At 52.8% G+C, this 1977-nt stretch carries 4 protein-coding genes; 1 reads left to right on the top strand and 3 read right to left on the bottom strand.

Features of this window, described 5'->3' with window-relative positions:
* A partial coding sequence (locus GEU01_RS21175) for a replication initiation protein (RefSeq protein WP_019087597.1) occupies positions 1–575 on the top strand: 575 nt, incomplete at its 5' end.
* An 18-nt stretch (positions 576–593) separates the two neighbouring features.
* Here the strand turns inward: GEU01_RS21175 and GEU01_RS21170 are convergent.
* The 3 genes from GEU01_RS21170 to GEU01_RS21160 all read right to left on the bottom strand — a co-directional run.
* Positions 594–1049 (bottom strand): hypothetical protein, encoded by a 456-nt coding sequence (locus GEU01_RS21170; protein WP_019087596.1) that lies wholly within the window; start codon positions 1047–1049, stop codon positions 594–596.
* Complete coding sequence (locus GEU01_RS23745) at positions 1046–1573, bottom strand: hypothetical protein (RefSeq protein WP_157212918.1); 528 nt, start codon at positions 1571–1573, stop codon at positions 1046–1048. Before GEU01_RS23745 ends, GEU01_RS21170 begins: the two co-directional genes overlap by 4 nt.
* A gap of 37 nt (positions 1574–1610) precedes the next feature.
* On the bottom strand, positions 1611–1977 hold a 367-nt coding region (locus tag GEU01_RS21160; protein WP_019087594.1), incomplete at its 5' end, for a recombinase family protein.

Below are 1977 nucleotides of genomic sequence, written 5' to 3'. Positions count from 1 at the left end.
CGGAATATGCCGCCACTTTCGACGTGGATACGGATACAGCCTATAACCAGTTAAAGGCCGCGACCAAAACCCTCTATAGCCGATCCATCACGTTCTACGAACCTGCGCATAAGCGGCGCGGTAAGCCTATAGAGCCAACGGTGGTGCAAATGCGCTGGATCGGCTCGGTTCGATACCAGAAAGGCGAAGGCTGGGTGGAACTGGCATGGTGGCCCGACTTAATGAAGCATTTATTGGGTCTGAAAGCACAGTTCACCAGTTACCAGTTAAAGCAGGCGTCGGCGCTACGCTCTGCATACTCGTGGAAGCTGCTTGAACTGCTGCAACGCTTTGATTCCACCGGCTGGGCCGAATACACCATTGAGGATTTCTGCACCTCAATGGACGCCACAGAGAAGCAAAAAGCCAATTTTAACAATATCAAGCGCCGTATCATCGAACCTGCCGTCAAGGAACTAGTCGAGAAAGACGGCTGGCTCATCCAGTGGACCCCCATCAAGGCAGGGCGAAAGGTCGTCCGGCTCCGATTTGAATTCAAAAAGAACCCTCAACCCGACCTTTTCCCGGCCCCGTAATCCGGTATCGCTGCACTCCTACCGGCTTCCACGCAAATCCATGAGGGGCGGCATACCCCCTTTTGAGTTTATGAGTTGCCGTAGATAATTCACCGTATCCTGCTGCATGTCGTAAGTGATTTCTCCCGGCAAAGGATGGTCATACGACCCAATCATGCGCGCCCGCCCATACGTCCGGTTGATCTGCCGTATCTCGTCATCGAGCTGCTGGACGGACATGCCGCCATATCGTTTTTGGACGTAAGGCATTGTGCCAGGCACAACCCCGCGGGCTTCATAATCTTCCCGCACATGCCGCTTACAGGCGAACCATTGCGCTAATGACAGGTGCTTACATTGGCTGATTTCAGCCGATTTCATGCTGTTTTCGGTGGCCTTCCATTCTGGGTCTATCAATGGTTCACCCGTAGCCGCCTCAACCGATCCGACGCATGCCATCAACAGCATACCGGCAAGAAAGATATGCCGCCTCATTGGCTGCTCTCCGTGAAAGCCTGCACTCGCTGCAGGGATTGCAGATTTTTTTCTGCAATGGTGTTTTCGTCCTCCAGCCGTTCAAGCCGCTGCTGCATGTTCTGATCGGCAACAGTCTGCGTTAGCCTCAACATGGCATCGTTCTGATGCAGCGCCGTTGACTGTTCCGTTGCAATCAACTCGGTTGCCCTGCCTTGATCGTTATCGCCAAGCATGGATACAGCCTGGTCCTGCTGCTCAATAAGGCTGGCCTGTTCTTCCCGATCTCGGTTCACAGCCGCTATCACGTTCGCTTCCTGCGCGTACTGGTTCGTATCACGGGTGATACGGTCATATCCCCCGTCAGATGGGGAGGCCGAGGACATGCCGAACATATTGCCAATCTGATATTGGGCGCTGTTCCCGGATGCGGGGATATAATAGCTGTCTGATAAAAGATTGCGGGCGCGAGAAATGAAGTTTTCCGCCGGGTTGATCGAATAAATCGGGTTCAACTCGGTCATAATCCCGGCATCTTCTGCCATGTTGGGGTCACGACACGAAAGTGTACTTTACGTACGCTTAGAGTGAACCCAACAAGAACGTTGAGGCTGTTCTGCTGAGAGTTCGATAGACAGTTGGCCGAGAAATAGAAAACAGTTCTGAAAGATCGCTGATGGAGTAATCGCCGGTATCATACATCCGGCGAAGCTCTTTTTGCTGACGTTCAGAAAGCTTGGGTTTCTTTCCGCGTAGTTTACCTTTGTCGCGTGCAACGGCCATCCCTTCACGAGTACGCATCCGGATCAGATCGGCTTCAAACTCCGCGAAAGTCGCAAGGATGTTGAAGAACAACTTGCCCATTGGATCAGACGGATCGTGAATACTGTTCCCAAGTTGAAGCTTCACGCCACGGGATGCCAGGCTGTCGCCAATAAGCCGTGCATCA

This window comes from Komagataeibacter europaeus LMG 18890 (assembly GCF_000285295.1).
GTDB classification, from domain to species: domain Bacteria; phylum Pseudomonadota; class Alphaproteobacteria; order Acetobacterales; family Acetobacteraceae; genus Komagataeibacter; species Komagataeibacter europaeus.
This window is presented reverse-complemented; position numbering and strand designations above follow the sequence as displayed.